The organism is Arthrobacter globiformis (assembly GCF_003261175.1).
Classification (GTDB): Bacteria; Actinomycetota; Actinomycetes; order Actinomycetales; family Micrococcaceae; genus Arthrobacter; species Arthrobacter globiformis_A.
Map to the genome: position 1 here is coordinate 174,712 of NZ_QLNP01000074.1, position 24,576 is coordinate 199,287.

Here is a 24,576-nt window from a genome sequence, read left to right on the forward strand (position 1 = left end):
TCCGAAGGTGTCGTCGGGAAGCCTTTGGTGAGCCCCTCTCAGCGTCAGCTTTACATAATCTTTATTATCGGCGTTCAAGCAGGACGAGCAGAAGTAGATAAGAGAACGCCCGGTCTACGCGGACGATTCGTGGCTACCGGTGTTCATTGGTCCGCGCCCCGACAGGTCCCTGACGCCTAAACGGCACCCAGAGACTCCCACGGCCGGCGTCGTCTCCCGCCTTGTTTGCTGAGACGAGGCGGCGGCGGCCGGGCGTGTGGGCGACGGGCTGCCTTTTGCCGCGAGGGCACGGTTTCTTTGGAAGAACCACAGCATGAGCGCAAAGACCAGGACCACTGCTGAGCAAATCATGATTGCCGGCCATTGCCCGATGTGCCAAAGCGTCGCGGCAAGGGTCGAACCGATGGCCCCACCGATGAAGTTGCTGACGATGTGGGCGGTGTTGAGGCGGCTGCGCGCGGCAGGATTTATCGAGACCATCATCGTCTGAAGGAGCACCAGCACGGACTGCGCGCCAACTGACAGCATTGAGACTGCGATAAATACGGCGACGATGGATGAACTGCCGAATCCTGCGACGGCGATCGCGGCTAGCGTGATAACCAAGCCGATGCCGATGGCGGGGACAGCCCACCCGCGGTCATGCACTTTTCCGGTGTACTGGGCGCCGATAACTCCTAAAACCCCGAGCAGGCTCACGAGGCCAATGTGTGATGCCGGAAGGGAGAACGGAGGTGCCGCCAGCAGCAGAGTGAGCCCGGTCCAGAAGGCAGTGAAAACGCACATCAGGGACGCTCCGAAGAGCGGGATGATCTTTCCCTGCCGATGCCGGAGGGCAACCTGAACCACTGAGGCGAGAAGCCGGCCGTAGGCTATACGCTTCCTGGGCGTCAGGACAGGAATTGCGCGCCACATGATGACGGCGAGGACGAGGATCGTCCCGGACGCCAAAGCATAGATCATGCGCCATCCGAAGGCGTCCCCCACCAGTCCGCTGAGAGTGCGAGACAGCAGGATACCGGTCAGGAGCCCAGAAGCAACCGTGCCGAGGACGCGACCGCGTTGTTCGTCAGTGGCAAGGTCCCCGGCGAGTGGCAGCAGCATCTGCCCGGCCACGTTAGTGAAGCCAACCAGGGCAAGAGTGCTCAACAGAAGGGCGAAGTTGGGCGCCAGAACGCACCCGGCAAGGGATATGGAGCAGCCGGCCATGATCGCCGGGATCAGGCGCTTCCTGTTAACGGTGTCACCGAGCGGCACGACGAAAAACACCCCAAGCGCGTAACCGATCTGTGTGAGTGTGACGAGGAGCCCCGCGGTGCCGGGAACGACACCCAGCTCCGCAGCGATGTCGCCCAGGAGGGGTTGGGCCCAGTAGAGGTTGCCGACGCCGGCTCCGCCGACGAAAGCGAAAAGAAGAGTTAAGCCCAGGCGGATGCCAGGAGTTCGGTTGGGGACGTGCTGGCGGGTGACCAAGGGTGGCCCCTTTCAAGGCAGTAAGAAATAGGCGTGTGAGTCTCTCCTGAATAGGCATCTAGCACTGATGGCCTTAATCAATAATATCCTAAATGGCGGGATTTTCCGGAAAATGTGAGGAGTCCTACAGGCAGTTACTGTTCCGAGCGGCCCTTCGCCCGTTCCGCCAATTCCGTAGCTCTTGGACGAATCCCACGGTAGAACTTCATACCGGCGGGCATCCCGGTCACCTTCGCATCCGCGCCGGAGATGTCGATGGTGATCCTGCCGTTGGCCATGGGCGCATTCGTTATGTGAAGGTCGCCGTAAGACTCCGGAAAAGCTGGATCCATCCAAAGGCCTCCGCGGGCAACGTCGGCGTAATAGCCCATCAGGTTCTTGATCAGCATGACCGGAGTCGTGGCAGCCCAGGCTTGGGGAGAGCACGCCGTCGGATACGGAACGGGTTCGTCGAAGTGGTCCCGGCTAAAGCCGCAAAACAACTCCGGCAACCGGCCGTCGGAAAACTCAGCCGCCTCCAGGAGCGCCGTGGAGATCCGCTGCACATGATCTTTGAAACCGTAACGCAGGAGGCCGGCAGCAATGATGGCGTTGTCGTGGGGCCACACCGACCCGTTATGATAACTGACAGGGTTATAGGCCTCCATGTCGCTGGCCAAGGTTCTCACGCCCCAGCCACTGAACATTTCCTTCGACATGAGCCTTTCGGCCACCAGGGGTGCCTTGTCGTCATCGACGATGCCGAACAGCAGGCAGTGCCCCATATTGGAAGCACACGCATCAACCGGTCGCTTCCTCCCGTCCAGTGCTACGGCGTAATACCCGCGTTCCGATAACCAGAACGCCTCGTTGAATCGCGCCTTCAACTCCTCGGCGAGGTTTCTGTACTCGGCGGCTAAGGCGAAGTCACCTGCGTCGTACGCCAGCCAGGACCGGGCCAGATAGGCGCCATAGACATATGCCTGCACTTCACACAGCGCGATCGGCGGCTCCGCCAGCCTCCCGTCCGCGAAATTGATTCCGTCCCAGGAATCCTTCCAGCCCTGGTTGATCAGTCCGCGGTCATTGAGGCGCGCATATTCGACGAAACCGTCGCGGTCTCTGTCGCCGTAGTTACGGATCCAAGCCAACGCCCGGTCCACGTGGGGCAGCAAGGCGGAGATGGATTCGGGGGCGAACCCCCACCGGCTGACTTCCCCGAAGAGGGCCACGAACAATGGCGTAGCATCCACGCTGCCGTAGTAGGCGGATTTACCGCCCAAGGCCAGTCCGGTGGAAACTCCGAACCGGACCTCGTGGAGGATCTTGCCAGGCTCCTCCTCACTCATGGCATCGACGGCCATGCCCTGGTGGTCGGCCAGCGTTTGGAGTGTGCCGAAGGCAAGAGACGGATCAACGGGCAGTGCCATGAGAGACGCCCACAGGGAATCCCGGCCGAACAGTGTCATGAACCACGGTGCTCCCGCGGCCACCACGATGCGCTCGGGGTGGGCAGGATCTTCGATCCGGAGCGATCCCAGGTCGTCATAGCTGCGGCGGAGAGTCCGTTCGATGGAGCGGTTCCCCATTCGCAATACCGGAATCCTGGCCACCCACTCCTGCCGGCGCAGGTCGCGGCGGATCGACTGGTCCTCGTCGGGACGAACGAACTGGCCGCCCGAACCGGCCTCCTCCCTCAGGGGTACAACACTTACACTGGCGCTCCATAGCCCATGCGGTGGCGCCACGATCCGGTACGTCAGCCCTTCGGGGGACGCCTCAGCACCGGCTCCAGAAACGACGACGGCCTTCCGGATGTCGTGCCAAGTGGCCCGGATCGTCAGTGCGGTGCCGTCAGGCTCGCGGGACTGGTCCCATTGCCGCTGGAATCTGGCTTCCTTCACCTCGAACAGATCAGCAAAGTCCGACTCAACCCGCAAGGAAACCACACACCGGGCCGGAACGGACGAGTAGTTCCGGACAGTGATCCGCTCCAGAATTCCGGCCCCCACCTCGCGAAGACGTTCAACAATGAGCGGGGTATCGGGATGCCCGTCCGAGCTGTGCACGCGGCCGGCAAACAGGGCACGATAGGGTTCCTTTAGCTTCGCCGTCAACGGCTCCACAGGTTCGCCATTCACTGTCAGATGCAACACGGACAGGATACGCGTGTCGTCATGGAAAACCCCGTGCGGGAGTCCGGGATGGATGTCGCCGTTTCGGGACGAGATACAGAAAGAGGAACCCTCCACCAGGATGACTGATCCAGGTTCCAGCGGCCCGGCAGCAGTATCAGCGTTCCATCCAGACATCACGGCTCCTTTGATGGACTGTTTCAACGGCGCTATTAAACCGGCATCGCAAGTGGCGGCGCGCAAACTGCTCTGCACGCCAGCACCTGCGGACCTGACGCTACGCCTGGCTGGGGGCCGGGACCAGAGCCGGCCGCCGAATTGTAGGTTCCGGGCTGAAGGATTTTGATGGGCCCCAGCTCGTTGGCTGCCCGGGCAAGAGCGGTGTTGAGGGACTCGTGGTCACGGGCGTCTGAGGCTTAACCGCGGGCGCCACTTCCGGCGTTGACCAGTTCCGCGGCGAATGCATCGAGCTGTTCTTGGGTGCGGGAGAGGGAGGACAACGTTGAAGCCTTCGTCTCCCAAACGGCTGGCAGCGGCGAGACCCAGCCGGTCCGGCGCCGATGATACCGATCGTGGTCGTCATGGTGTTCCTTTCGTGGAGGGTATCAGGCTAGGTTGCCCGGTGACTGGGGCTGGTACCCGCTGCGGTCCTGTCGTTGGGCGGCCCGGCATGAAGCTGTGTCACGGGGCTCGTGACTGCTGTCGTTGGCGGTTTCACGTTCGGTACCGATAGCGCCGCCGTCGTCAGCGGGTCCTGTGCGTACTTTCGGACTCGGACGGGACGGCGTTTCCGTATTCGCTGGCCGCCCATGAGGCGAGCAGCTGCATGCGCTCTGCCGAGGGCGAACCAGGTTCGGCCGTGTAGATCGTGAGAGTCATGCCAGGTTCGGCAGCCATTTCCAGCCCCTCGAAGGCGAGGGTCATTTCGCCCACGATGGGGTGGTTGAAGGTCTTGAAGCCCGCGCCGTGGTGGCGGACGTTGTGGGCGCCCCAGCGGCGGCGAAACTCCTCGCTCCGGGTGCTGAGCTCACCAATGAGATCATGGAGTTCCTTGTTGTGGGGGTCTCGGCCGGCCTCGCTACGCAGGATGGCGACGGTCACCTCTGCGAAGGCATCCCAATCCGGGTAGAACTCGTGGGCACGTCCAGCAAGGAAGGTGAACCGGGCAATGTTCGGCGGCCGCCCCGGGGTTTCGTAGCAGTCCTTGTAGAACGCCCTCGCCAAGGGATTGGCCGCCAGCAGATCCATCCGGCCGTTACGCACGAATGCGGGACCGGCGGTGATCGAATCCAGTGCCCACTGCAGGCTCTGGTGCGGGACATAGGACTTCGAGCTCCGACGCCGCGGGGGCCGCGCAACCGGACTGGCCGCTTGGGCGAGGTCGAACAGATGTGCCCGTTCTGCGTCGTCGAGGCACAAGGCCCTGGCGATACTCTCGAGCACTTGCGGGGAGGCTCCGCTGATCACACCGCGCTCCAGACGCGTGTAATACTCCACGCTCAAACCGGCAAGAGTAGCTACCTCGCTGCGCCGTAACCCCTTTACACGCCGGTTCGTCCCGGCGGGCATTCCAACGTGCTCTGGGGCGACCTGAGCGCGTCTGGAGATCAGGAATTCGCGTACTTCCGCTCGGTTGTCCACGTCATCCACGCTAAACCACCCCTGACGGCGGAGGGAGTCCCTTCCAGTACCTCTATCGCGCAGGCCCCCTCCACGTGCCTGTGCCTGTAGCTTCTCGTCCCAATCTCCGCTTTATGACCGGGACCAGTGAGGTTCACAGTGATCTGTGCGGCCAAGTGGCAACTATTGCCTTCTGCTTCGATCCAAATCCATGAGCGGTGTGCGCTATCACCCGTACCCGCCGGCCGGACTGGCTGCGGGAAGGCAGTGCAGCGTGTACCGGGCTGCTGGGCGACCGCAGCCCAGCCGCAAGTGTGAACCGGGCACCGGTACGGCGCATGTGCTGTTCACTGCCCTCTTCCCGCCGGGGCCACCCGTGACAACCATCGCAGCCGTCGCCGGAATATCAGCAGAGCAAGTGCGGCCACCACCGCTGTAGCAGCCCATTGGGGTGCCGGCCAGTTATCAGGCGGGGCCGGTATCCGCCGCGGGACAGACCGGCGTCCTGCTCGCAATGTTTGCGCGAGGCGGGAAACAGCGCGTCATCAGCAAAATAGGCGGCCGGGAACGCAAATGGGCCCGCGAGGCGATTTGCTACAGCCCACTGGCCCACATGGAGCGACTCGTGGTAGCCGAGCTCCTCTTCATGGGCGCGGTCCTGTGAAATGTTGGGGCCGTACCTGATGTACATCCGCTCGCCCTCGGTTCCGTACCCGTTGATGCTCAATGGCCCCGCTGACGTTTCGCCCGGGGGCATCCACGCGACAAACACATCCCCCAGGGCGCTTCCGCCGTCGCTTGTGCGGGGAGGGAGCCAAAACATGACCAGCAGTGGCGGGCCGGAACAATACTCCATGCCTGTCGCCCGGCCGGCCAGGACCCCTACTCCGCTGATGGGCGCGACCAAGAAGTTGAGGGTACTTCATGGGACAGGCGGCGAGACTTCAAGGTGCGGCTCGGGTTGCACTTGCCCGTCCGGGATGATGTGACTATGGCAGATGATCTGCGGCGAGGCCGACTCGATGGCGCGGGCATACAGCTCCGGAGAGGAGCAGCGAGGCGGCCACGAAAAACGGTCACATTGCGCATCCTCACGTGTAACGCGCAGGTTCGGCATATATGGCCGCCCGTCTCAACCGGCGTGCCCGACGACGCGGTGCGGACCAGATCAGGCCGGCGATGCCGAAGATCCGGCAGGCAGGGCACGCAGGAGCGGACAAGCCCTTCTGACTAATGTGCCTCCTGGTCGCGCCATAGGGGATCATCTCGTGTTCCGGCACTACCGCAAGCATCGCAAACCGCAGCTTTCCCCAATGGTCGCCGCTTCGCCCCCAGACTGCAACCCTCAAAGAACCGCAGCACCGCTTGAGGCTGGCTAGTGGGAGGGGAGCCCGCGGAGCGGGGATTTCCGCGGGCTCCCCTGCTTTTCTAGAGCTTTGTCCGGAAGAAGTCCGTGAGCTTGCCGAAGGGGATGAGGCCCACCCGGTCATAGAGGTCGACGTGGCCGGCTCCGGGGACCCAGAAGAGCTCCTTTGGCCCTGCGGCGAGACGGTAGGCCTCTTCGCTGAATTCCCGTGAATGCGCTTCGGTGCCCGTGATGAGCAGCAGCGGCCGCGGCGCAATGAGCTCCAGGTCGGCGAACGGATGGAAGTTCATGAACTTGGTGTTCGTGGCCAGGGCCGGATGCGTGGTCGTATTCGAGGCGTACCCCCGTGCCGTGCGGTAGAAGTCATAGAATTCCCGGTCCACCGCCGTGGATTCGGCGGTGAGCTCTTCCGGTGTCCCGCCGGTGTACTCGATCGGGCCGCCGGCGAACTCGACGTCACGCTGGGCGGCTGCCTGCGCGATAATCGCCTTCCGCTGTTCCAGGGTCACGGATTTATTGAGCCCGTCACGGTTGGCAGCACCCATGTCGTACATGCTCACCGTTGCGATGGCCTTGATCCTGGGATCGATTTTTGCCGCGCTGATCACGAAGCTGCCGCTGCCGCAGATCCCGATCGCACCGACGCGTTCCTTATCAACGAACGGCTGGGACCGCAGGTAATCGACAGCGGCGCTGAAGTCTTCAGCGTAAATGTCAGGTAAGACCGCGTTTCCCGGCTTTCCGGCGCTTTCCCCCCAGAACGAGAGGTCGAAGGACAGCGTGACAAATCCCTGTTCAGCCATCTTTGTTGCATAGAGGTTAGCGCTTTGCTTCTTCACTGCACCCATGGGATGGCCTACCACCAGTGCCGGGTTGGTGGTCCTGCGGTCCAGGTTGTTGGGAACGAACAGGTTGCCCACTACCTTCATCTCGTACTTGTTCTTAAACGAAATCTTCCGGACTGTGACCTGGTCACTGGTGTAGAAGTTATCTGCCCCGTTCGAGGTGTCTCCCGGTTCCAGGTTCTTTCTCGGACCGGCGGGGGCGGCAACGGCCGGCCCGGCTCCGGCCAGACCTGTCGCAGAGTAGAGCCCGATTGCCGCCGCACCGGCACCAGTGAGCTTTATGAGGTTCCGGCGCGATACACCTTCCGACGGGGTCGCCGCGGTCGTGGTGTTTGTTGCGTTGGAATTGGTGTTCATCGTGTTTCATCCTCGTCAGGGTCGGTTACGTATCTCGATGCGTTCGTTCCGCCCTTCGAGCACACCACAGCGTCGCCGGGTGAGGGAGTCCCTACCGTAAGTGGTACTGCCAGTGCCCCATTACGGGGTTTCCCTGCCCTCAGCACGGCAAACGGGTGTTTGACTTAGCGATCCAAGGCTGCTCAGGGCACCCGGTGCCCAGCGGCCTGGATGAGCCCGTACCACTCCGGCCGGGTGAGGGGGATGTCCGCGCCGGCGGCGGCCTCGACGACACGCTGCGGTGAGGTGGTGCCGAGCACCACCTGCATGCCGGCCGGGTGGCGGGTGATCCAAGCCGTTGCGATCGCGATGGGGGTCACCCCGTATTTCGCGGACAGGCGCTTCAATGCGGCATTGAGCTCCGGGTACTCCTCGGAATCGAAGAAGACGCCGTCTTGGAAGCTTTTTTGGAACGGCGACCAAGCTTGGATCGTGATGTTGTTGATGCGGCAGTAGTCGACGATGCCGCCTCCATCCCGGGTGAGGGAGTCGGCCTCATCCGCCATGTTGGAGGCCAGGCCCTGTGCGACGATCGTCGAATGCGTTACCGAGAGCTGGATCTGGTTGGCCACCAGCGGCTGGCGTACGGCCGTCTTGAGCAGGTCGATCTGCCGGGGGGTGTGGTTGGAGACGCCGAAGGACCGCACCTTTCCCGAGGATTCGAGATCGTTGAAGGCGCGGGCTACCTCCTGGGGTTCGACCAGCGCATCCGGGCGGTGCAGGAGCAGCACGTCGATGTAGTCGGTGCTGAGCGCCCGCAGCGAATCCTCCACGGAGGAGACGATGTGTTCGTAGGAGGAGTCGTAGTGCCATTCCTCGTCCACGATGGTGGTCTTGGTCTGCAGTGTGATCTGCTCCCGCTCGGAGCTGCTGAGTCCGAGCGCTTCGCTAAAGCGGCGTTCGCACAGGTGCGGGCCGCCGCCGGGATGGTTAAACCCGTAGAGGTCGGCATGGTCGAAGAAATCGATCCCTGCCTCTCGTGCTGTGCCGTAGAGGGTACGGATCTGCTCGTCGGTCTTTCCTGCAATGCGCATCATTCCCGCGATGATGTTCGCAACGCGGGTTTCGGCGGCGCCGAAGGGCACGGTCTTCATTCTTATCCTCTTCGTGTCTTCTTGAGTCGGGGGTGTTGGTGTTGTGTGGGTATGGGCCGGCTCAGCCGGCCAGGTGCGCGGCGAAGAAGGACTCCACCGCGCCAAACGGGGATCAGCTCGAGGCGGTCGTAGAGGTCGATGTGTCAGGCGACCGGGACGACGATCAACTCTTTGGTTCGACGGACTTCCTATCCGCCTGCCCAGTCTGTGTTTTCCAGACCGTCGCCCTCACGGTCTCCTCACCGATCATCAACCCGGACCGGAGTGCCCTCCTGCTCCTCGGCCTCAGCGGTCGGAGTTGGATCGGCAGCGGTGACCGGTTGCTCACTGCTATGGTCCTTTCCTCAAAGGGTCCCGGTGGCGGCAGGGACCCGACCGTGAGCCTCCGCGTCCGGGCCTCCCGCTGCATTTGGGTGTAGGGCCGGTGGCCAACCAAGTGGAACCGCACCCTACTTCACACAGCCCGAGGTGTTACGTGCCAACGCGGAGCTCGGCACTCTGACGGAGGCTGGTCGCCCACTGGTGGCGTCACCTTTTACCCTGGGTGAAGGAGAGCCGCGCGAGTGTCCCTGGAGGACGAGATCACGGGGCCAAGGCAACTGTTGCGAACAGTGCCCGGCCGCGAACGGAGTCCGCCGTGGGCGGGATGCATGCATGCCGACCGGTCACCCGGCGGCCTCGAGGGTGGCGGTGAAGTCCTCGGCGCGGCCGCTGATGGCCGACAGATCGCCGTGGATGCGGCCGATCCGGGCGATACCATCCCAGTAGCGGACGTCGCCGTAGTAGAGGACGACGTTGCCCCACGGGGCGTACCAGCCGAGGTCACCGACCCGTGGGTCGTCGCCCTGGGGCATACCGTTCATAGTCAGCGACTGCTCCAGGTGACCGACTTTCTCTTCGCCGTTGAGATCTCTGAAGGAAAGCGTCCGCGGAAGCTGTGTGAGCAGATCCCGGCCCGCCGGGGTGTCCCAGACAGTCGCGTCCAGCGTTTGGTTCCCGATCCTTATCCTGATGTGCGTTCCCTCCCGGTCATCGTCTGCGGAGGAGGAACCGGACGTCGAAGAGGAACCGGCAGCCGACGAGGAGCCGGACGGGGCGGCCGCCGAAGACGGGGCCGCAGAGCTGTCGCCGGGGCCCTGTGCGGACGGCTGCATGCAGGCGGCAAGGCCCATGCTGAGCAGGATGGCGATTGAGACGGCGGCGGTACGTTGTGGCATTGCTGTCATGCGTTCTCCTCTCCGACAATGGTGCGGAACTGTCCTCGGTTCCGGTGCAGGGTCCAGATTGTCTCGGCTAGGGCGTCGGGCTCGTGGTCAGGTTCCCCGCCGCCGATTCCACGGGGAATGATCAGCTGCGCCACGTGGATGCCCGCAGGGGCGAGGGCCTCGTGGAGCATCTGGCCATAGGCGCTCTCTCCGGCGAAAGCAACCGAGGTCCCGGCGACGCCCGCACTGGACCTCATGGCGCTGCCGCCGTTGATAAACAGGATCGTGCCACGTCCCAGCTCCCGCAGCCCGGGCAGGAGATGCTGGACAGCGGCGGCCGGCCCGTACACGGACTGTTCGAAGGGACCGACGAGATCCTCAGCAGTTGTCTCGAGCACAGGCTTCATGAACTCCTTGGCTGGCACCGGACTGTACTGGAGTACACCGATGGGCCCGAGGTCGGCCGTCGCAGCGTCCAGCGCGGAGCGCAGCGCCTGCGTGTCGCGAAGGTTCGCGGCGTACCCGCGCGCAGTGATCCCGTCGTCAACAAGCTGCTGCGCGAGGGCGTCAACGTGGGCATGGTCGCGCGAGACCAGGGCGACGGAGAATCCTTCGTTGCCAAAGCGGCGGGCGACGGCGGCTCCGAGTCCAGGGCCAGCTCCGAGAATGGCGATGGTGGTCATGGTGGTCCTTCTGATCGTTGGCGGTTGACGAACCCACGTGCTGCGGGGACCAGCTCGTCGACAGCCCGCATGCGCCGGGCGCCGCGCAGACGCCGATACAGAGCCGATCGGGCTCTTCCGGCGGGGCTGTTTGTTCCGTTTCAAACATATGCGGCGAACTCAAGGGCTTGGGAGTCCCTCTCAGTACCACCGAAGGATGGACTCCACTTCGGGACGGACAACGGGGTCCCATGAACAGGAGCGTGGCATCGACGCTGCCGTAGTAAGCGGATTTGCCTCCCAGAGCCAACCCGCTGAGACGCCGAAGCGCACCTCGTGGAGTATCTTCCCCGGCTCCTCCTCGCTCATGAGGTCGACGGTACAACCCTGGTAAACGAGTGCGGAAGCCTACCGAGAATTGCAGTTCGACCGCTTCATGGCCCGGCCCCCGTGTGCAAGCCCCTCGCCAGACTTTGGCGTTGAAGGTCCCGTGTCGCGAGTGATTAGGGCTGAAAACATTGTGGGTGCCGTCTGGGGAAGGCTTCAGCACGGGTGCCGGGCCAGGAAGGGCGGGTGGAGGCGGCGCCTCCCACCCACCATTGGACTTCCGGTTCAGGGGCGCACAAGAACCTTCAGTGCTTTGCGGGCGTCCATCAGGCGGTATCCTTCCGCGATGTCGTCGAGCGGAAGCTCCGTGTCGAAAACGCGACCTGGATTGATCGTGCCATCAAGGACTTGGGGTATGGCGGATTCCAAGTAGGCGCGGACGGTTGCCGGGCCACCGGTAAGAGTTGCGTTCTTGCCGAAGAGCGACGTGAACCCTACGGGAGCGTTTTCGTATTGCGGAACACCAACGCGTGAGATGACGCCACCGGGTCGGAGGATGCCGTACGCCTGCTCGTAGGCCGCCATATAACCGACGGCTTCGAGCACGATGTGGGAGCCCTCCCCATTTGTAATGTCCATGACTTTCCTGATGCCTTCGTCACCGCGCTCGGCGACGACGTGGGTGGCACCAAATTCCCTGCCAAGGTCGGTACGGGCAGTGTGGCGGCCCATAAGGATGATCGTCTCGGCCCCCATCTGCTTCGAGGCCAGCACGGCCGAGAGGCCTACCGCCCCATCGCCGATTACGGTCACAGTCTTGCCCGGTCCCACCCGGCCCTGCAATGCGGCGTGGTACCCGGTGAGGTAGACGTCCGAAAGGGTGAGTAGCGATGGCATTAGGGACTCGTCAGTGCCGGCGGGGATGACGACGGCGGTCCCGTCAGCCTGCGGAACGCGCAGCTTCTCGGCTTGCGTCGCGGAGGCCGCCCCGTCGAAAAAACCGCCGTGGATGCAGGAAGTCGTAATGCCGTCACGGCAAAACGAACATGTGCCGTCTGACCAGGCAAACGGAACGATGACCGTGTCACCGAGGCTGAGCGTAGTGACCTGATCACCGATCTGCTCGACCACCCCGATGGCTTCGTGGCCCATACGGCGGCCCTCAGGGGTTGCCTCGAGGCCATGGTAGGGATGAAGGTCAGACCCGCAAACACACGCGTAGGTCACACGGACAAGGGCATCGGTCGGTTCCTGAATGACTGGGTCCGGCACCTCCTCGACACGAACGTCGCCGGACTTATACATGAGTGTCGCTTTCATGGCTTTGCCTTTCTTCAGCGGAGCTGCAATTTCGGTTGGTTTAGGTCCGGTTGATAGCGGATCTCAAGTTGCCTTTGCCTCGGCTCTAACCGCTGCCTCGTCGTGCCTTTGCTTTTCGCCCGTGGCGTTTCTTCGATCGAGGACTAAGAGGATGGTCAGCGGAAACAGTAGGAGAAAGGCGAAAACAGCTCCTACGACCGGGATCGCGATGGTACCGACGCCGTCAATCGCTCGCGCCGTGACCCAGCTGCCGAGAGCTGTTCCGATGTTGAAGAACGAAGTCGCAAGGGAGGTGGCAAGGGTAGGCGCGTGGCGGGCATATCGCACGGCCAGTGCCATGAGTACAGGGTTTGTGCCCATGCCGAAAAGTCCCGCCAGAGCAAGCAGCACGGTAGCGGGAATAGCGAACACGGACAGCAAACACAGTGCACCCAGCGCTGCAAGAACAGCTGTGCCACCAGTGAGCGCGGTGGCGAATGGGGCCCTGTCACCGAAACGCCCGCTACTGAACGAACCTAGCAGCGCGCCCAAACCGAAGATCACGAGGCTAACGGGAAGAAGCTGGTCCGGGATGCCGGCTCTTTCAGTCAAGAGCGGGGCTATGAAGGCGTAAGTGGACAATACCGACGCATTTATCAGGACGCACGCCAGTAAGACAAGCCAGAGCTTCGTCGTCACGAGGAGGGCTATTTGCTTGCGTACGCTTGTTATAGGCCCAGCGGGCATGCTACCTGGTAAGCAGCGAGCGATGGCCGCTGCTGTCACCACGGCTAGCACGGCGAGAGCCCAAAACGGCCCGCGCCAACCCGCGACTTGTCCCGCGAAGGAGCCGATGGGAACTCCGATGACCGTTGCCAGTATGCCGCCGCTAATGACGTAGCCTATGGCGCGAGCAGCCGCCCCGGGTCCGGCCACACGGGCCGCGACTGCTGCCCCGATGGACCAGAAAGCCCCTGTTGCAAGGGCTGTAAGGAAGCGGGCCACGAGGATGACAGGAAGATCCGTACTGAGTGCAACCGTGATATGTCCAGTGGCGAATACAGCTAAGGCAACAACAAGAGTGGTCCGCGGCGGAACCTTCAAGGAAGCCAACGCGACGACCGGGGTACCGATCATCCCAACGGCGAAGGCTGTGACGAGGAGTCCAGCACCAGTAATTCCGGCGGAAAGATCTCTGGCGATCTCCGGCAGCAGGCCGACAACTACGAATTCCGACGTTCCCATCAAGAACGTACCCAAAGCGAGCACTGTAACGAGGAACGGCATACGCTTCCGCTTAATCGAAAGGAATGAGTAAAGGGACACAGGGCTGCCTATCTCAAAGGTTCGGAGCCAGCTCCAAAACATCACCGCTGGCAGTTGGAAAGGCCCACAGTAAGCAAGGCGGCATTACCAGCTGGTCGCCTTCTGCGGGCAGCCAAGGGGCAGTTCGGAGAAGTGCTGGGCAGCGCGGCACGCGCAACCGGAAATGAACCAAGCGAAAGACCCGAACCGACCAGGCCGTGCTCTTGCTAGTCGGTGTCGTAGGTGTTTGCGATATAAACATCACATGGCGCATTGTGCGCAACGCTATTCGCTACGCTTCCGAGCACGCGTCCAATTCCATGCATTCTTCGGTTCCCCACCACAATTATGCGAGCGTCCATGCGGGCGGCTTCCTTCAACAGCGCATCCGCCGGCCTTCCGCGGGCGGCGGAGTAGGTTATGTTCGTGTACCCCAGGGATTCAGCCTCTGAGCGGGCTATGTTTTCAGCTACCTCCGCTTCAGGGACGATTACAGGGTGCTGACCATCCCCATAGACTGCAGCGCGGTCGCTATCGAAAGCCGTCACGACATGGAGACCTGCATTTAGCGCGGCAGCCAGGTCTCTTGCCGCCGCGGCCGCCTTTTGAGCGGTTCCACTGCCGTCAACCCCCACTACGATGATGTCCCTCACAGTTGCTCCTCCACTTGGTTAGCCGGCAGAAACGGTAATACGGTCGACCCGTGCATGATAGGCACGGAATCCGCCGACGGCTTAATGATATCCCATATATCGGGATATAGTAAACTCAAAGAGATGCAAGGAGCAGCGGACGTCCGTACGCCTTCCACAAAGTCTGCGCGCTGAGATTAAGCCACGGAGGACGAGAAATGCAGAGCCGGCCAGCTTTCCACGTGTGGCTTTGGATGCTCATCGCGTCGGCCGTCCTTTGCCAAATCGCATCGAATTTCGCGCGCCCGTTGATCTCGTACAAAGTCCTCGCCCTGGGCGGCGACTCCATTGCCATTGGCCTGATCTCAGCCTCCTATGCATTCATCCCTCTGACCACGGCTCTATGGCTGGGCAGAATCTCGGACAGGCGCAACTCACTCCGGGGATTAGTGGCGACGGGTACTGCCCTCTTGGCGGCCGCCCCCATCGTCCTTTCGCACTCTCCGTCCCTTTTCATAGTCGGCGTCGGCAGCACCATACTTGGTATGGGTCAGCTGTGTTTCACTATTGCCGGTCAATCGGCCATCGCACGTTTTGTACGTCCCAAAAGCATGGACTCTGCCTTCGGCTGGTTCACTGCCGCTTTCTCCGCAGGCCAGATGGTCGGCCCTCTGCTGGCCGGTCTCGCGATGGGACCGGCGGGGCAAGTTTCCCCGGAAGCACGGCTCCAAAACGCCGATTCCGGCCTTCTTCTTGCCGGCGCTATCTCCCTGCTCGCTGTTCCGATCGCATTCGGATCCTCCGCGAAGAAGGACGGGGCACCGGAGGATAACGGCATTTCTCCCCCGCTCCCCGAGAGCATCACATCCTTACTTCGCTATCCCGCAGTGGGAACAAACATCATCGCAAGCCTTGCCCTTCTCACCACCACCGATATTTTGGTAGCGTTCCTCCCTCTCGTGGCAGAAGAAAAAGCAGTCCCGCCGATCATCGTAGGCCTCCTGCTGGCCACAAGAGCAGCAGCATCCATCGGCTCGCGGTTGCTCCTTCCCGTCCTGCTCGCGCGGTCGAGCCGCCCTGGCCTAGTCCTCATGAGTCTTGCGGGAACCGCCGCCACCCTGTCATTGCTGCCGTGGGTAATCCAGCTTCCGTGGATTGCGGCAGCCTTGCTGGCCGTAGGGGGGTTCTTTCTGGGCATAGGCCAGCCGATTACGATGACCCTCGTTACCCAAGCCGTTCCGGCTGCCTCAAAGGGAGCCGTGCTTGCCGTTCGACTACTCGGTAACCGAGTTGGTCAAGTGGGCCTGCCCGCCGCGGCAGGACTGCTGGCTGCTCCAATAGGTCCCAGCGGAGCCCTTTGGATGTCATGCCTGGTGCTTGCCGCAGCCTGTCTGCGTTCGTCAAAAATTACCGGGAACTAAGCGGCAGCCGTCGATAGCAGCCACAGTTCCACGCGGAAGGGTAGCCAAAAATGCCCAGACAAGTGGGACGTCAGTGGCAAAGCCGAGAACCTGGTCAGACCGAAACTGGTGCGACTCCACCGCCCCATGACGGCGGCCATGAGTAGATTAGGGGCAGCGCTCCGGGCCTTGGGAGATTCCCAGGGCGGGGGGTAGAGGTCTCTTCAGCCCGTCAAGCTAATTGGTGGTGTAGGGGAGTTCCCGTTCCGTGGTGAGGTCCCAGACGATGGCTTTGCGGCGGGTGTACATGGCTACGGAGTCGAAGCCGTTTTCTTTGCCGAAGCCGCTTTGTTTCATGCCGCCGAAGGGGACGGTGGGGTGGAAGGATCGGTAGGTATTGATCCATACCGTTCCGGCGACCAATTCTTTGGAGAGGTGTTGGATGGTGCGTGCGTCGTTGCCCCAGATTTGGGCGCTGAGCCCAAATTCTGAAGCGTTGGCGCGGGCAATGACTTCATCGGTGTCGGTGTAGGACAGCACGCTCGCCATCGGGCCGAAGGCCTCATTACGCGCGGCCGGGTTCTCGTCGGTGACTTCTGCCAGCACGGTGGGCTGGTAGAACGCCCCTTCCGCGAGGTCGCCGTCCTCTGCCGAGCCGCCGCCGGCCAAGGCCACCGCACCGGCATCGACGGCGCTTTTGACCAGGGCATCGACCCGCGCCCGGTGCTGACGGTTAATGAGTGTGCCCATCTGGGATGATGTCCGTGTCGGCAGCCCGACACGGACCGTTTTTGCCTTGTGCCCGAGGCGTTCGCTGACCTCCGCGTACATTGAGGCTGGAACGAAGATCCGGGATCCAGTCACGCAGCTCTGGCCGCTCTTGGCAAAGTTTGAATGCAGCAGCGAGGGGATGGCAATGTCCAGATCGGCATCCGGCAGCAGGATCGCCGGGCTCTTCCCGCCCAGTTCCAGGAACGTCGGCACAATGTTGGTCGCGGACTGGTGAATGATTGCCCGTCCCGAACCCGGCCCCCCGGTGAACGCGATCATCCCGATATCCGGGTGCTCGGTCAGCAGGGGCCCGACCTTGTCGCCGCGGCCTGTCACCACGTTGACCACACCGGCGGGAAGGCCGGCCTCAAGGGCGAGCTCGACCATGCGGTAGTTCAGGAGCGGGGCGACTTCGGGGGCCTTGATGACGATGCAGTTGCCGGCGACGAGGGCAGGCCCTGCTTTCAGGGCGACGAAGTTCGCATTGCCGTTGTAGGGGCTGACGCCGGCGACGACTCCGAAGGGCTCGTCGAGTCCATAGGAGAGCCGGTCGGGCAGCTGCGCGAATGTACGACCTTCAATCTTGTCAGCCAGGCCCGCATAGTAGCGAAGCACCCTGGCGCTGTTATCGATGTCCGCCATCGCCTCACGGCGCAGATGGCCCACGTCAGAGACCTCGAGATCGGCCAGTTCCTCGCGGTGCCCGCTGATTGCATCCGCCCAGGCGGCAAGCATCCTGGCCCGCACCTCCGGCGCTGTCCGCCGCCACACCTTCTCGTACACAGCCTTCGCACCCGCGACCACCGCATCAATGTCAGCCGCACCAGCCTCATACAGCGTCCCGATCACCTGACCCGTAGCAGGGTTGCGGATCTCCATCTCATACCCGCCCGCAGGAACCGTCACGCCCTGTGCAGAGATAAGGCCAGCACGATGGTCATCTTTGCCGGAGGCTACAAGCCCTGCTGACATCTTCGTCTTCATCTTTCGCGATCTCCCTAAAGCATGGTGAACACCGGTTGGGTCCAGAATCTGAACGCCTGATAATTGTGTCCATGGTTTGTCGCATCATCACGCGTTCAGTCCAGGTGGCCCACTGGGCTCCCGGCGGTGACGATGAGTCTGGTCCCTTTGAAATGCTGCGGCCCTAACAGTTCATATCAGTCCGCAAAGGAACAAAAATAAAGATATCCTGAATTATGGGACATGGTCAACGGCCTGCGGCAATAGAGGTCACAGTTGCGGAGTCAACCTGGTGCTCCGCTGCGAATTCACTAGAGCGGGGCCTGTAAGCGAGGGGCGACGCTCGGGCTTTTCTTCATTCTCGACATTGCACCTCTCCCGACCACCCAAAGATTGAACTAAGGGTCAAGGACGAGAATGGCTTCCTTTTTGAGGATTGCTGGAATGAAACCTTTCCGGCTCCTATCGCGTGGAGGGTCGCAGAGGAAGGGGCGGGGCGATGAGACTTGCTCCCTATCTGATAACCCCGCCAAGGCGCACCTCGCCCGGGAGCGCCTTCAGCCGCCGCGGAGCGGGGTCTGCGGGATACCCCAGGGGAGATCTCTTTACGTCCCCACCCGGCCGGAAGTGACCGCCGGCTTCGCCCGGGCTAGCACTTCCCCAGCCATCCCAGGGAGAGGTAACGCTGGGCAGCACTGGAGATAGACCGCCGGGAATATTTCACATATACTCAAGCTGTTTTATATTTGAACGCTCGGTGCCGGATGTGGCAACGGCAAACCTAGGGATTCAACTGTGCAGACCAACTCAAGTGAGAGCAAATATAAGGCGCCGGCGTTGTCGAAGGGCCTGGATATTCTCGAACTCCTGGCGTCTGCAGACGAGGGGCTGGGGCAAGCAGAACTCGCCAAACGTCTGGGTAGAACCACGTCCGAGATCTTCCGCGTGCTAATGGTGCTGCTGGAACGAGGCTACGTGGAGTTGGATAACGGAGAGCGCTATCGTCTCGCTACCAAACTGTTCGAAGTGGCCCATCGCCACCCCATCATCAGGCGCTTGACAGCTATCGCCGGAGACGAGATGCAGAAGCTCGCCAACCGCATCAGCCAGAGCATTCACCTTTGCATCCTCAGTTCGGGAAAGCTCCTCGTGATCGCTCAAGTGGACTGCCCGGACACCAACGTCAACACTGTGCGCCTGGGTTCCCAGATACCCATCGACGATTCTGCTTCTGGACGGGTTCTCGCAGCGTTCATGGAACACGAAGAACTGAATCATCTGCTCAAACTCGCCGGCAACGAGACAAGCGCCCGGCGAGCAAGATTCCTTAATGACCTGGCCGAAGTTCGCAAGGCCGGCTTTTGTCAGGGCAAGTCCCTCACGATCGAAGGCGTCACCAACATTTCAGCCCCAGTATTCGACTACACCGGCAAAGCTGTGGCAGCTGTCACCGCCCCTTACATCCATCGTCTCACCGGGACGGACAACATGCCCGTGGATGAAGCACGTGCACTACTCGTGGAGACCTGCAAAGAACTCTCCCGCAGGATGGGCGCCGGCGCGGCCAGGGGAAACTAACGCGATTCCGCACTCTGCGGGGATTAGCGCCCCGATGAGACTTTGCACGACTTGTACTCGCCCCGGGTGGCGGCGTTAGTCGCATCAGATTCTCGCCGTTGCAGGGAACCTGCGGACATTGCACGTTTAGCGCGCTTACTGGTCATGACGCGGCTTAAGGAACACCGCCCTCCCGCAGGAGCCACCTTGCACTTGCCAAGGTAGATGCTGGCGTGCGTGGCCGAAAAAATTTTCCTCTTGAGGCGCATCACCCTCAAGCCAGTGTTGTTATAGCCGTTCGCACCCTTGCCGCACCCGCTCCTCACTGAGGACAACTCCGTTCCACCTGCGGCCGCCGTCTGTCCTTTCCCCAAGCCTTAGCAAGCCCCCTTGACGCTGGCCCCGCACATATGGAACTCTATTTCACATACAAAAGACCTGGTTCTATGCTGCTGCGGATGCAGGCAGCCATCGAAGGCCAGCCGGAACATAAGGAGGACTCTCGATGAAGAGGTTCGAAGGGCGAAGTGTAGTAGTAACCGGTGCCGGGAGCGGAATCGGAGCAGCGAGCGTGAAGAGACTGCTCGATGAAGGGGCCACAGTAGTCGCGGTGGACGTCACCGAGGCCGGCATTAACGCAGCCAAAGCAGCTGCCTCTGACTCACAGCAGATTCATGGCGCGGTACTCGACGTTTGCGATCATGCTGCGACAGTTTCCACTCTTGCCGATCTACGAAAAAAACTTGGTGGTCTCAATGGCTTGATCAATTGCGCGGGAATTACGGGAGAGGGAAACATTGTTGATACCGATCCCGAAAAGCACCGAAAAATCATGGCAGTGAATTTGGATGGAACCATCAATATGTGCCAAGCCTTTGTGCGCGCAGTGCAGCACGACACAGGGCCACGAGCTATTGTCAATATATCTTCAGGTGCCGGCCTGCTGGGCGTGCCAAACCGGCTTTCTTATGTAGCCTCAAAATTCGGCATCTCGGGCATCACCAAGTCAATGGCACCCGAGCTGGGGCCGCTCGGAATCCGAGTCAACGCAGTGGCGCCTGGGATGACCAGGACGCCACTGATCGAATACATGATGGAAGACCCGGCCGCCGTCGCGCGGATTAACGCCAAACACCCCATCGGCCGGATCGGAAACCCCGAGGAAATCGCGGCAGTGATCGCTTTTCTACTCACGGATGATGCAAGTTTTATGACAGGCGCTGTCGTCTCCGTGGACGGCGGCCAAACGGCCTGTCTCTGACAGTCAGGCTGACCGAGCTTCCCAGCAACGAGGGAGAAGTCCATGGTCGAGATCCGACTTCTGGTCGATTGTAAGAACCACCTTGGTGAGGGCCCCCTGTGGGACGTCGGGGATCAAAGGCTGTACTGGGTAGACAGTACGGCAGGTGAAATCTGGAGCTGCCGGGAAGATGGGTCGGAGAGGCTCACCTACTATGTTCCTACGTACATTGGTTCCATGGCGTTGCGCGAACGCGGCGGCGCTGTTGTCGCACTGGCGAATGGCTTCAGCTTCTATGACTTCGATACCCAGGAAGTCACCCCCATCGCCAACCCCTTGCTCCACAACCCGGACTACCGTTTCAACGATGGCAAGGTCGACCGAGCCGGCAGGTTTTTTGCAGGGACAATGGGTTACGACTTTGATCCTCTGAACGTGAACGTTTTGCGAAAGCCTCCCGTGCAGGGATCCCTCTACCGGCTCGATCCCGACCTCTCCGTGACGGAGATCGACACCGGCATGATCTGTTCAAATGGCCCCTGCTGGAGTCCTGACAGCAGGACGTTCTACTTCGGAGATTCCGAGCACAAGGTTATTTGGGCCTATGACTATGATCTGGTCAACGGGAACGTATCTAACAAACGGGTCCATTGTTCCGACCAAAATTTTGCCCGAACCGTCGATGGCGCGACCGTTGACTCCCAAGGCTTCCTGTGGAACGCGAAAGTCCTAGGTGGCCGCATCATCCGCTATGCACCTGACGGATCAATTGACCGCCAAATCACCCTTCCTGTCCGAAACGTGACGAGCGTGATGTTCGGTGGACCCGATCTGGACATCCTCTACTTCACCAGCATGGCCAAGCCCGTGCGTGGTGTGCCAAGCACACAGCCCGGAGCGGGCGGACTCTTCGCGATCTACGGACTCGGTGTCACCGGCCTCCCTGAAACACGCTTCGCGGGATGACCTTCGCCACCAATGTTCATTTCAAGCGTCAACAACCACCAGAAAGATCACCACCTCATGGGAAACAAACTTGACCTCTCCCACCACCTTGGGGAGTTTGCCGCGGGGCTACGCTTTGCAGATCTACCCCACGATGCAGTCGATGCCGCCAAGAAGAGCCTTCTGGATACCCTGGGGGTCATGCTCGGCGCCAGCGGCATGGAACCATCTGTCAGGCCAATTATCGAACTCGTCACTGATGCCGGGGGCAAGGAAGAAGCACGGATTCTGGGGTTCGGCGGCCGCGTACCGGCGGCAGCCGCAGCCTTCGCCAACGGAACACTCGCACACGGCCTGGACTTTGACAGCCAGACACCTTGGGGCGCGCACCCAGACAGCTCCCTCATCCCCGCTCTCCTAGCCCTGGCAGATCGCCAGGGAAATGTAACCGGCGAGGAACTGATCACGGCAATTGCCATCGGTCAGGAACTGTTTATTCGCCTGCGCTGCAACGTCGGCTGGAAGATGGACTGGAACCTGTCCAGCGTGATCGGAGTCTACTCCGGCGTTGCAGCATGCGGTTCACTCCTGGGCTTGAGCGCCGAGCAGATCACCCACGCCATGGGCATCGTCAGCCTCAATGCCGGCGGGACGATGCAACAAATCTTCGGAACCGGCAGTAACCTTCGTGGACTTTACGCCGGATTCATCGCACAAAGCTGCGTAAACGCAGTCCTTCTTGCCCAGAAGGGGATGCTCGGCATGGAAGACCTCTTCGAAGGCGAGGCAGGCATTTTCACGGTCTACTTCCACGGCGATTATAACCGCGAAAAGATCCTGGAGAACTTAGGTGAGACATTTCTTTCTGCAGGAATGACGTACAAATACTGGCCGGCTGTGGGCAACGCCCATACCTACATCCATGCCGCCATCGAACTTGCACGGGAATACGAGATAAAGCCCGACGAGATAAAGGAGGTGCGCGTCTATGTGGGCGACTTTGCTGAACGAATGGTTAAACCTGTCGAAGAGCGAAAGAAGCCCAACACAATAATGGACGCTAAATTCTCATTGCCCTTTACTGTCGCCCTGGCACTCATCAAGGGCAAAATGAGGATCTCCGATTTCTCTACGGATAGCCTCAGCGACCCCCGTGTCCTGGCTCTCGCCGACAACGTGGAACCGGTCTTCGACCCAAATCTCAACTGGGACCTCAAGTTGCCAGCAGGGAAGGTCGAAGTCACCACCCGTGACGGCCGCCGCCTAGAGCGTGACGGGTCTGCAGTCCCCGGTACACCAGAAAGGCCCATGACGTGGGAGGAGCTCAACGAAAAGTTCAGCGACTGCATCCAAGCATCACCCGCACATTTGGCTGCAGAAACGATCACCAGAGCGCAGAATCTCATCAGGACATTGGAACACTGCAGCGAGGTCACTCAGCTTCTTGAACTGACTCACTGAGACCTGAAGAAGTGTCTTTGGATGATCTTCCCCACGGTCATCTGCCTTTCCAGTGCGATCCTTTTCGTCGAATATAAATCGAAATACTGCGCCTTTCTCATGGCACCAATTTCAATGCGGACGCCGGTAGGCATCCGGCAACCAACTGCCCACCGAAATCGTCAGTGGAGCTAAATCATCACGCCCTCGCGGGCGCACTCTACAAGGAGGTAGCGTGGCTACAAATTCATTGCCTGCCAACAAGGCGGTAGGCCGAGCCGAAGTGACTAGGAAAGTCAGGCGAACAATTCTTCCCATCGCTTTCCTGCTGTATGCATTCAACTATATGGACCGGTCTTCCATCAGTTACGCGCAATTGACGATGGGAAAGGAGCTCGGTATAGACGTCGCCACATACGGCGCGATCGCCGCCATCTTCTTCATCGCCTATGTGGTGCTGGAGGTGCCCAGCAATATGATCCTGGCCAAGGTCGGCGCCCGGCTCTGGCTGGCCCGTATCGCCATCACGTGGGGACTGGTCACGGTGGCCACCGGGTTTGTGTACAACGTGACCCAGCTCTACATCGCCCGGATCCTTCTCGGCATCGCCGAAGCCGGACTCTTCCCGGGGCTTATCCTCTTTCTCACCTACTGGTTCCTCAATAATGACCGCGGCCGTGCCATTGGCGCCATGGCACTGGCCATGCCCGTCGCCCTCATTGCCGGAAGCCTCAGCGGTGGATTCATCCTCGATCACGCCAACTGGTTCGGCCTTAGCTCCTGGCGCTGGATCTTCATTCTCCAGGGCCTGCCGCCCGTCCTTCTGGGCATCTGGATCCTCCTGACCCTCGCCGACCGTCCGAGTAAGGCGAAGTGGCTCAAAGCTGACGAAAAACAATGGCTGGAAGGTGCAATCGCGGACGAGTATGCCGCCATGCCTGGCGAAAAGCAGGACCATGCAAGCGAGCTGCGCGCCTTGAGGAACCCAAAAATTCTCTACCTCGGCCTGATAAACGCCCTCGCCGGAGTTGCGACCTACGGCATGACTTTCTTCCTCCCCCAGGTTGTCTCCCAGCTGAACCCGTCCTACTCCCCCACCAATATCGGCGTCTTCGGTGCCATCCCTTACGCCTGCGGCGCTGTCGTTATGCTGTTGCTCGTTCGCTATGCGGACATCAGTGGCCGCCGCAAGTTCATCGTCCTCGCCTGCTTCGCGACAGCCATTATCGGTCTGATCATGACCGCGGTCTTCCGCGGCTCCCCCGTGCTCGGCATGCTCGGCCTCATCCTCCTCGCGTGCGGCGTTATCGGAAACATACCCACTTACTGGGCCCTGATCAGTGAGGTGTTGACCAAGCGGCAGGCTGTTGTAGGAATCGCCGTGATCAACGCCCTTGCATCCGCGGGTGGCTTCTTCGGTCCATTCCTGATCGGCAAGCTCGCCACACCCGGCGACACCATCGTCGGAATGACCGTCCCCATGGTTGCACTGGTCCTGGCATTCGTCCTGCTACTCTTCGTCAAGGTCCCCGCCCGTACCCCTGCTCAAACGCAGGTTCAGGAAAAACCGCACGAGCCGGCACAGTCGGCAATCGAGGAGAGTGTCGGCCGATCAGCGGCCGAGCAGCTCTAGCTTCGAACGACCATAGGCCCCACCCGCATGAGCGGTGTGGGGCCTATGCCGTTAACTGGAACGGGTTCGAGGTTTTCGCCGCATGCCACGTGCGATTTTGAATGCCGACGGGAGTGCAGGTCCCCATATTGACTAAGTCCCACAATGCAGGATATTGTAAACGTGTTATAAGAACTGTGCGCACCGTCACTGTCGTGGCAAAGGTTGACTTCCGACTTTCTGTCCCGGCGGGTACGGCAAACTCTCGTCCTCAGAGGTGTCCGGCAGGGCCATGAGGATCAGTTCGCTA

Annotated in this window: 18 protein-coding genes; 7 read left to right on the forward strand and 11 right to left on the reverse strand. The window is 61.1% G+C overall.

The features are described 5' to 3' along the window. Positions 1 to 114 precede the first annotated feature (114 nt). The 3 genes from DBZ45_RS11120 to DBZ45_RS11130 form a co-directional block, all read right to left on the reverse strand. Positions 115 to 1,473 (reverse strand): MFS transporter, encoded by a 1,359-nt coding sequence (locus DBZ45_RS11120; protein ID WP_111903956.1) that lies wholly within the window; start codon positions 1,471 to 1,473, stop codon positions 115 to 117. 134 nt (positions 1,474 to 1,607) lie between these two features. Continuing rightward, on the reverse strand, positions 1,608 to 3,764 hold the full coding sequence (locus DBZ45_RS11125; protein WP_111903957.1) for an amylo-alpha-1,6-glucosidase: 2,157 nt from the start codon (positions 3,762 to 3,764) through the stop codon (positions 1,608 to 1,610). Between the two features lie 567 nt (positions 3,765 to 4,331). After that, on the reverse strand, positions 4,332 to 5,228 hold the full coding sequence (locus DBZ45_RS11130) for a helix-turn-helix transcriptional regulator (RefSeq protein WP_111903989.1): 897 nt from the start codon (positions 5,226 to 5,228) through the stop codon (positions 4,332 to 4,334). A 430-nt stretch (positions 5,229 to 5,658) separates the two neighbouring features. Here DBZ45_RS11130 and DBZ45_RS22700 point away from each other — a divergent pair, with 430 nt between their 5' ends. Continuing rightward, positions 5,659 to 5,871: a hypothetical protein gene (locus tag DBZ45_RS22700; RefSeq protein WP_146617504.1), complete on the forward strand. Its 213-nt coding sequence runs from the start codon at positions 5,659 to 5,661 to the stop codon at positions 5,869 to 5,871. A gap of 764 nt (positions 5,872 to 6,635) precedes the next feature. Here the strand turns inward: DBZ45_RS22700 and DBZ45_RS11140 are convergent. The 7 genes from DBZ45_RS11140 to DBZ45_RS11180 form a co-directional block, all read right to left on the reverse strand. Then, positions 6,636 to 7,775, reverse strand: coding sequence for an alpha/beta hydrolase (locus DBZ45_RS11140; protein WP_111903959.1), 1,140 nt, complete (start codon positions 7,773 to 7,775; stop codon positions 6,636 to 6,638). 182 nt (positions 7,776 to 7,957) lie between these two features. After that, a complete protein-coding gene (locus tag DBZ45_RS11145) occupies positions 7,958 to 8,908 on the reverse strand; it encodes an aldo/keto reductase (RefSeq protein ID WP_111903960.1) in 951 nt (316 codons plus the stop codon). Positions 8,909 to 9,573: 665 nt separating this feature from the next. Continuing rightward, positions 9,574 to 10,134, reverse strand: a complete 561-nt coding sequence (locus tag DBZ45_RS11160) for a cyclophilin-like fold protein (RefSeq protein ID WP_111903962.1) — start codon at positions 10,132 to 10,134, stop codon at positions 9,574 to 9,576. Further along, positions 10,131 to 10,796 (reverse strand): SDR family NAD(P)-dependent oxidoreductase, encoded by a 666-nt coding sequence (locus DBZ45_RS11165; RefSeq protein ID WP_111903963.1) that lies wholly within the window; start codon positions 10,794 to 10,796, stop codon positions 10,131 to 10,133. Before DBZ45_RS11165 ends, DBZ45_RS11160 begins: the two co-directional genes overlap by 4 nt. 591 nt (positions 10,797 to 11,387) lie before the next feature. Then, entirely contained in the window at positions 11,388 to 12,422 is a 1,035-nt protein-coding gene (locus tag DBZ45_RS11170; RefSeq protein ID WP_111903964.1) for a zinc-binding dehydrogenase, read from the reverse strand. Between the two features lie 63 nt (positions 12,423 to 12,485). Further along, the gene (locus DBZ45_RS11175) at positions 12,486 to 13,727 is read right to left on the reverse strand and encodes an MFS transporter (RefSeq protein WP_223257024.1); all 1,242 of its coding nucleotides are present in this window, start codon (positions 13,725 to 13,727) and stop codon (positions 12,486 to 12,488) included. 206 nt (positions 13,728 to 13,933) lie between these two features. Beyond that, positions 13,934 to 14,359 carry a universal stress protein gene (locus DBZ45_RS11180; protein ID WP_111903965.1) on the reverse strand — a complete coding sequence of 142 codons (426 nt, stop codon included), beginning with the start codon at positions 14,357 to 14,359 and terminating at the stop codon, positions 13,934 to 13,936. Between the two features lie 197 nt (positions 14,360 to 14,556). On the opposite strand from DBZ45_RS11180, the gene DBZ45_RS11185 reads away from it, so the two are divergent. Next, complete coding sequence (locus tag DBZ45_RS11185) at positions 14,557 to 15,759, forward strand: MFS transporter (protein ID WP_111903966.1); 1,203 nt, start codon at positions 14,557 to 14,559, stop codon at positions 15,757 to 15,759. A gap of 216 nt (positions 15,760 to 15,975) precedes the next feature. Here DBZ45_RS11185 and DBZ45_RS11190 read toward each other — a convergent pair whose 3' ends face one another. Continuing rightward, on the reverse strand, positions 15,976 to 17,493 hold the full coding sequence (locus DBZ45_RS11190) for an aldehyde dehydrogenase family protein (protein WP_111903967.1): 1,518 nt from the start codon (positions 17,491 to 17,493) through the stop codon (positions 15,976 to 15,978). A 774-nt stretch (positions 17,494 to 18,267) separates the two neighbouring features. Here DBZ45_RS11190 and DBZ45_RS11195 point away from each other — a divergent pair. The 5 genes from DBZ45_RS11195 to DBZ45_RS11215 all read left to right on the forward strand — a co-directional run bounded on the left by DBZ45_RS11195 (position 18,268) and on the right by DBZ45_RS11215 (position 24,287). Continuing rightward, positions 18,268 to 19,050 carry an IclR family transcriptional regulator gene (locus DBZ45_RS11195; RefSeq protein ID WP_111903968.1) on the forward strand — a complete coding sequence of 261 codons (783 nt, stop codon included), beginning with the start codon at positions 18,268 to 18,270 and terminating at the stop codon, positions 19,048 to 19,050. A gap of 484 nt (positions 19,051 to 19,534) precedes the next feature. Beyond that, a complete protein-coding gene (locus tag DBZ45_RS11200; RefSeq protein ID WP_111903969.1) occupies positions 19,535 to 20,290 on the forward strand; it encodes an SDR family NAD(P)-dependent oxidoreductase in 756 nt (251 codons plus the stop codon). 42 nt (positions 20,291 to 20,332) lie between these two features. After that, positions 20,333 to 21,235, forward strand: a complete 903-nt coding sequence (locus tag DBZ45_RS11205) for an SMP-30/gluconolactonase/LRE family protein (protein WP_111903970.1) — start codon at positions 20,333 to 20,335, stop codon at positions 21,233 to 21,235. A 57-nt stretch (positions 21,236 to 21,292) separates the two neighbouring features. Next, positions 21,293 to 22,675 (forward strand): MmgE/PrpD family protein, encoded by a 1,383-nt coding sequence (locus DBZ45_RS11210; RefSeq protein WP_111903991.1) that lies wholly within the window; start codon positions 21,293 to 21,295, stop codon positions 22,673 to 22,675. 229 nt (positions 22,676 to 22,904) lie between these two features. Continuing rightward, a complete protein-coding gene (locus DBZ45_RS11215) occupies positions 22,905 to 24,287 on the forward strand; it encodes an MFS transporter (protein WP_223257025.1) in 1,383 nt (460 codons plus the stop codon). Positions 24,288 to 24,576 lie beyond the last annotated feature (289 nt).

What these genes read in the sequence shown, in the direction of transcription:
- DBZ45_RS11205 (WP_111903970.1), top strand. Translation starts at nt 20,333, where the DNA reads ATGGTCGAGATCCGACTTCTGGTCGATTGTAAGAACCACCTTGGTGAG.
- DBZ45_RS11185 (WP_111903966.1), top strand. Translation starts at nt 14,557, where the DNA reads ATGCAGAGCCGGCCAGCTTTCCACGTGTGGCTTTGGATGCTCATCGCG.
- DBZ45_RS11140 (WP_111903959.1), bottom strand. Translation starts at nt 7,775, where the DNA reads ATGAACACCAATTCCAACGCAACAAACACCACGACCGCGGCGACCCCG.
- DBZ45_RS11210 (WP_111903991.1), top strand. Translation starts at nt 21,293, where the DNA reads ATGGGAAACAAACTTGACCTCTCCCACCACCTTGGGGAGTTTGCCGCG.
- DBZ45_RS11200 (WP_111903969.1), top strand. Translation starts at nt 19,535, where the DNA reads ATGAAGAGGTTCGAAGGGCGAAGTGTAGTAGTAACCGGTGCCGGGAGC.
- DBZ45_RS11170 (WP_111903964.1), bottom strand. Translation starts at nt 12,422, where the DNA reads ATGAAAGCGACACTCATGTATAAGTCCGGCGACGTTCGTGTCGAGGAG.
- DBZ45_RS11125 (WP_111903957.1), bottom strand. Translation starts at nt 3,764, where the DNA reads ATGTCTGGATGGAACGCTGATACTGCTGCCGGGCCGCTGGAACCTGGA.
- DBZ45_RS11160 (WP_111903962.1), bottom strand. Translation starts at nt 10,134, where the DNA reads ATGACAGCAATGCCACAACGTACCGCCGCCGTCTCAATCGCCATCCTG.
- DBZ45_RS11190 (WP_111903967.1), bottom strand. Translation starts at nt 17,493, where the DNA reads ATGAAGACGAAGATGTCAGCAGGGCTTGTAGCCTCCGGCAAAGATGAC.
- DBZ45_RS11145 (WP_111903960.1), bottom strand. Translation starts at nt 8,908, where the DNA reads ATGAAGACCGTGCCCTTCGGCGCCGCCGAAACCCGCGTTGCGAACATC.
- DBZ45_RS11165 (WP_111903963.1), bottom strand. Translation starts at nt 10,796, where the DNA reads ATGACCACCATCGCCATTCTCGGAGCTGGCCCTGGACTCGGAGCCGCC.